General features: G+C 65.5%; 3 protein-coding genes. 1 reads left to right on the top strand and 2 read right to left on the bottom strand.

Annotation, left to right across the window (positions count from 1 at the left end; genetic code table 11):
• Positions 1–184 precede the first annotated feature (184 nt).
• Positions 185–1726 (top strand): sensor domain-containing diguanylate cyclase, encoded by a 1542-nt coding sequence (locus F2P44_RS19680; protein ID WP_167088750.1) that lies wholly within the window; start codon positions 185–187, stop codon positions 1724–1726.
• Between the two features lie 62 nt (positions 1727–1788).
• On the opposite strand, the gene F2P44_RS19675 is transcribed toward F2P44_RS19680, so the two are convergent.
• Both F2P44_RS19675 and F2P44_RS19670 read right to left on the bottom strand, forming a co-directional pair.
• The gene (locus F2P44_RS19675) at positions 1789–4866 is read right to left on the bottom strand and encodes an efflux RND transporter permease subunit (protein ID WP_167088749.1); all 3078 of its coding nucleotides are present in this window, start codon (positions 4864–4866) and stop codon (positions 1789–1791) included.
• Positions 4863–5963 carry an efflux RND transporter periplasmic adaptor subunit gene (locus tag F2P44_RS19670; RefSeq protein WP_167088748.1) on the bottom strand — a complete coding sequence of 367 codons (1101 nt, stop codon included), beginning with the start codon at positions 5961–5963 and terminating at the stop codon, positions 4863–4865. The genes F2P44_RS19675 and F2P44_RS19670 overlap by 4 nt, the downstream gene beginning before the upstream one ends.
• Positions 5964–6012 lie beyond the last annotated feature (49 nt).

The raw sequence follows: 6012 nt of genomic DNA, 5'->3' as shown, positions 1-6012 counted from the left end.
GCATCATGTGACATATGGATGCTGAATTGATAATCTTCAATAGAATCGCGTTCGACGATGCAGCACTCCAGAAGATGGCCGTGTGGATGGTGTGGGCGCGGGTGCCACCCGGGGGCCATGGTGTCAAGTACCATCAGGATGTTGAGATCCTGGCGCCAGAGGACCCGTCATTCGGCCCCGCACCATGAAGAGCCCGGGCATTCGCGCTCGCCTGGTCACCTTGGCGTTGGGTTGCGTGTTGCCCATCGCTGGAGTCGCAGCGCTCCTGCTGTTTGAATTTTATGAGCGCGAGCAAACGCGGCTCATCAGCAACGCGATCAGCCAGGCGCGCGCGATGGTGTCCACGATCGACCGGGATTTTGCCCGCACCCAGGCCGCGCTGGAAGCACTTGCCACCTCGCGTCGACTGGCGACTGGCGACCTCCAGGGCTTCCACTCAAGGGTGCAGGATGCAGTGAAGAATATGCAAGCTGACAGCATCGTGGTGGTGGATGCTAGCGGGCCATTGCTACTGTCTACACGGCGACCATTTGGCGCACCATTACCCAAGCTTGCTACTGCACCGTTGCTGAAACGCGTCATGGAAACCGGTAAGCCCGGTGTTTCCGATCTTTACATAGGTCCGGTGGTCGGTCGCTTCATCTATACGGTTGCCGTTCCCGTCAAACGCGACGGCGCGTTCCTGTATCTGCTCAGTGCCACGGCGTCGCCGACCCAGCTCGCCTCGGTGTTGACGGAGCAAAAGATGTCCTCAACGTGGCGCGCTTCCATCGTGGACAGTACCGGCACGGTCGTGGCGCGTACGCATGATCTGGTGAAGTTCCTGGGGGGGAAAGTCAACCCGGACCTGTTGCAACGCATGGCACATGCCGACGAAGATGGTTTTAAAACCAGGACGCTGGATGGCGTTCCCGTGATTACGGTATATAGCCGCTCGCAGGTAAGCCGATGGTCGGTTGTGCTGGGCATGCCATTGGAGGAACTCACCATGGGGCTGCGCCAAACCTTGACCCAGTTGATCGTGGCGACCTTTGCCGCCTTGGGCGTGGGGATCGCTCTGGCATGGTTTATCGGCGGGCGCGTGGCCACGTCCATCGCTGCGCTGACCAAACCCGCCATCGCACTGGCGCTCGGTGAAACTGCCATCGCCATTGCGCCCTTGTACTTTGAAGAAGCGAACGCGATGGGGCATGCCCTGCAAGACACGGCGAAGTCGCTACAGCATGCCAAGCATGAAGCGCAGCACGATGGATTGACCGGTTTGGCCAATCGTTCGTCATTCCATCTCGTGGTCAGCCAGCACTTGGCGCGCTGCCTGCGAAACAAGACAGGATTGGCGGTACTATTTATCGATCTGGATGGTTTTAAGGCCGTGAATGATACCTATGGTCATGCTGTGGGAGACCAGTTGTTGAAGACGGTGTCCATCAGGATCACCGGTGCCGTGCGCGATTCCGATTTCTGCGCGCGGCTGGGCGGAGACGAATTTGCGATTGCCTTGCTGGAATCCGATCTGGAAAAAGGTGCTGCGTTTGCACAGGGGCTGATAGAAGTTATTTCGGAACCGTATCTCATGGACGGCATCACCGCGACGGTGTCGGCCAGTGTTGGCGTTGCAGCCTTTCCAGCGTCTGCCGTCAGTACGGATGCCTTGCTCAATCAGGCCGATCAAGCGATGTACCAAGCCAAGGCTCTGGGGAAACGACGCTGTTGTATGGCTGCGTAGGTCCTCGCACGGTTTCGCTCGTTACATCGGTTGCAACGCAAGCGCAATGCGCTTGCGGCTGCTTACTTACCGCTAGCGCCGGCCACGCCGGGCCAGATCTTGAACCAGATGGCATACATGGCCGGCAAGAACACGAGCGTCAGGATGGTGCCGGCAAAGGTGCCGCCGATCAGCGTGTAGGCCAGCGTGCCCCAGAACACCGAATGGGTCAGCGGAATAAAAGCCAGGATCGCCGCCAGCGCGGTCAGGATCACCGGCCGGGCGCGCTGCACGGTCGCTTCCACCACCGCCCGGAATGGGTCCAGCCCTTCCTGTTCGTTGTGGTGGATTTGGCCGATCAGGATCAGCGTGTTGCGCATCAGGATGCCCGACAGCGCAATCAAGCCGACCAGCGCATTGATCCCGAACGGTTGTCCGAACAGCAGCAGGGTCGGCACCACGCCGATCAGGCCCAGGGGACTGGTCAGGAACACCATGACCATCGCCGAGATCGAGCGCACCTGGAAGATCAGGATGACCAGGGTGACCGCGAGCATGATCGGAAACAGCGGCAGCATGGCGGCCATGGCCTTGCCGGATTCCTCGATCGCGCCGGCCTGGTCGATGCGGTAGCCCGGCGGCAGCTTGTCGACGACGGGCTGGAGCCGGGCCGCGATGGCTGCCGACACGTCCGGCGGCTGCAAGCCCTCGGCAATGTCGCCGCGCACGGTGATGGTGGGCGTGCGGTCGCGCCGGCGCATCACCGGCTCCTCCATGCGCACCTCGACCGTGCCGACCTGCGCCAGCGGCAGGCGCTGCCCGCCGGCGCCGACCAGCGTGAAGTCGGCGATCATGGACGGGTCGAGCCGGGCGCCGCCGCCCGAGCGTGCCACCACCTGCACGGTGCGAATGTCTTCCCGCACCGCCGTGACCGGCACGCCATTGAGGAAGAACTGCAATTGCTGCGCCACCGCGCTGGACGTGAGCCCCACGGCGTGCAAACGGTCTTGCTGCAAGCTCAAGTGCAGGGCGGGCGTGCGCGTGCCCCAGTCGGTATTGACGGTCCGCATCATCGGACTGGCATCCATGACCGCTTGTACCTGGGCGGCGATGGCGCGCAGCTGGTCCGGGTCCGGTCCTGCGATGCGCCAGGCGACCGGGAACGGCGAATACGGGCCGAACACGAGCTGGGTGACCCGCACCCGCGCCCCGCTGGCAAGGCCAGCGGCGACGGCGGTGCGCAGCCGCAGTTTCAACGCGTCGCGCGCCTCCTGGCTGTCGGTGCGGATCACGATCTTGGCGAATGAGGGGTCGGGCAGTTCCGGTCCCATGGCCAGGTAAAAGCGCGGCGCGCCCTGGCCGATGTAGGCCGTGACGATTTTCGCGTCCTGCTGCCTGGCCAGCCATGCTTCGACCTGGGCCGTGGCGGCGCTGGTCGCGCCGATCGAGGTGCCGTACGGCATCTGCACCTCGACCAGCACTTCGGGGCGGTCGGAGATGGGGAAGAATTGCTTCTTGACCAGTGCCATGCCGAGCACGGCCCCGGCGAACAGCAGCACCACCGTGCCGGCCACCAGCCACTTGGCCCCGATCACGCGCGCCAGCACGCCGCGCAAGCGTTGATAGCGCGCCGTAGCGTAGAGCGCATCGTGGCCGCCCTCGACCTGTTTCAGCTCGGGCAGCAGCTTGACGCCCAGGTAAGGCGTAAAGGCCACCGCCACCACCCATGAGGCGATCAGGGCGATGCCGACGATCCAGAACATATTGCTGGTGTATTCGCCGGCGGTGGAACGGGCAAAACCATTCGGCATGAAGCCGACCGCCGTGACCAGGGTGCCCGAGAGCATGGGCGCGGCGGTATTGCTCCACGCATGGGCGGAAGCGGCGATGCGGCTGTAGCCTTGTTCCATCTTCACCACCATCATTTCGATGGCGATGATGGCGTCATCCACCAGCAGGCCCAGCCCCAGGATCAGCGAGCCCAGGGTGATGCGGTCGAAGTTCTTGCCGGTGGCGGCCATCAGCACGAACACCGCCGCCAGGGTCAGCGGCACGGCGGCAGCGACCACGATCCCCACGCGCCAGCCCATGCTCACGAAACACACCAGCATGACCACCAGCAGCGCGGCGAAGAACTTGACCATGAACTCGTCGACCGCCGAACCGATATTGACGGCCTGGTCGGTGACCTTGCTCAGGTCCATGCCCAGCGGCATGGCGGTATTGATCGCGCCGACTTCCTTGTCGAGCGCCTTGCCCAGGTCGAGTCCATTCCAGCCGTCGCGCATGACCACGCCCAGCAGCAGGGCCGGTTCGCCGCCGTTGCGGACCATGAAGGTGGCCGGGTCTTCAGCGCCGCGCCTGACCGTGGCGATGTCCGACAGGGTCACGCTGCGCCCCTGGGCCATGATCGGCGTAGCGCGGATCTTTTGCAGTTCGTCGAAGCCGCCGTCAACGCGGATGAACACCTGCGGTCCCTTGGTGTCCACCGAGCCGGACGGGGTGAGCGCGTTCTGGCTGGCGAGGGCGGCGAACACGTCGGCCGGACTCACGCCCAGCGTCGCCAGGCGCTCGTGCGAGAACTCGATATAAATGCGCTCCGACTGTTCGCCGACGATGTTGACCTTCTTGACGCCCGGTACATGCAGCAGTCGCTGGCGCAGCGTTTCCGCTTCGCGCACCAGCAGGCGCTGCGGTTCGCCCCTGGCCTTGAGCGCGTACAGGGCAAAGGTGACGTCGGCATATTCGTCGTTGACCATCGGCCCGATCACGCCGGCCGGCAGGTTGCCCGCCTCGTCGCCGGCTTTCTTGCGGGCCTGGTAGAACGCCGCCGGCACTTCCGACGGCGGCGTGCTGTCGAGCAAGGTGAGGGTGGTGAAGGCCAGCCCGGGGCGGGTGGTGGTCTCGGTACGGTCGTACCAGCGCAGCTCCTGCATGCGCTTTTCGATCTTTTCGGCCACCTGGTCCTGCATTTCCTTGGCCGTGGCGCCGGGCCAGGCGGTGATGATGGTCATTACCTTGACCGTGAACGCCGGGTCTTCCGCGCGCCCCAGCTTGAAGAACGAGATCAGTCCGGCCAGCGAAATCAGGCAGATCAGGAACAAGGTGACCGAACGCTCGCGCACGGCCAGCGCCGACAGGTTGAAACGGCCAGCGCTCATGGCTGCGCTCCCGCGCCGCCCGGGCCGGCGACCCGCACGGACACGCCTTCGCGCAGCAGGTGCGAGCCGAGCGCGACGATCCGGTCGCCCTGTTTGAGCCCGCCAGAGATGCGCGCGCCATCGTCATCGAGGCGCTGGAGCGCGACCGCCCGCCACGCTACCTTGGCCGGCTCGCCCTCGATGAGCCAGACGCCCGGCCCCTTGCCGGCGTCGGCCAGCGCGCCGAGCGGGATCCACAAGGCGCCCTGTGCGGCCGGGGGCGCGTGCGCGATCCGGATCGTGACCGTGCTGCCCAACGGGATGTTGGCCAGCTCGCCATCGAGCACATAACGCGCCTCGAAGGTGCGGGTCAGGCGGTCGGCGGCGTTGGAGAGCTGGCGCAGCGTGGCCGGCATGGCCGTGCCCTCCCTGCCGAAGATGGTGGCCCGGGCGGCCGAGCCGATCGCGGGCCTCAGCGTCTCGGGCAACTGGACGATCGCTTCGCGCCGTCCCGCCTGGGCCAGGCGGATCACGGGCTGGCCGGCACTGACCACCTGGCCGGGTTCGGCCAGCGTTTCCATGACGACGCCATCGGCATCGGCCACCAGCACGGCATAGCGGCTGGCGTTGGCGGCAAGCCGGGCCTGGGCTTCGGCTGCCCTGAGCTGGGCTTGGGCGGCCTGCGCCGCCGCCTCGGCCTGATCGTAGGCCGAGGCGGAGATGGCGCCGCTGCCGCGCAGGTCGTGATAGCGCGCCTGCTCCTGCGCCGTTTGCTGCGCGTGCGCGCGGGCGGCGGCCACCGCTTCCTGCTGGGCGCTGGCGGCAAGTGCCAGGTCGGCCGGGTCGATGCGCATCAGCGTTTGGCCGCGCTTGACGGTTTGGCCGGCGTCCACCAGCCGTTCCAGCACCTTGCCCGCCACCCGAAAGCCCAGCTCGCCCTGTACGCGGGCGGCGACGATGCCGGTGAAGGCTTGCGCGGCGGCCGGCGCATCCTTGACGATGGCCGCGCGCACCAGCGGCGCCCCGGTGCGTGGATCGGCGGGCGCCTTGTCGCCACAGGCGAGCAAGGCAAGCGGCAATGCGGACAGCAGAGCAGGTAAAACGATGTGGCGGCGCATGGAAATCCCGTGAAGACCCAGAAAGGATTTCATTTTGTGACTAGTGACT

It is taken from the genome of Massilia frigida (genome assembly GCF_011682175.1).
In the GTDB taxonomy this organism is placed as follows: Bacteria; Pseudomonadota; Gammaproteobacteria; order Burkholderiales; family Burkholderiaceae_D; genus Telluria_A; species Telluria_A frigida.
Note: the sequence above shows the minus strand (reverse complement) of the source record. Positions and strands in the feature narration are given on the sequence as shown.

What these genes read in the sequence shown, in the direction of transcription:
- F2P44_RS19670 (WP_167088748.1), bottom strand. Translation starts at nt 5,963, where the DNA reads ATGCGCCGCCACATCGTTTTACCTGCTCTGCTGTCCGCATTGCCGCTT.
- F2P44_RS19680 (WP_167088750.1), top strand. Translation starts at nt 185, where the DNA reads ATGAAGAGCCCGGGCATTCGCGCTCGCCTGGTCACCTTGGCGTTGGGT.
- F2P44_RS19675 (WP_167088749.1), bottom strand. Translation starts at nt 4,866, where the DNA reads ATGAGCGCTGGCCGTTTCAACCTGTCGGCGCTGGCCGTGCGCGAGCGT.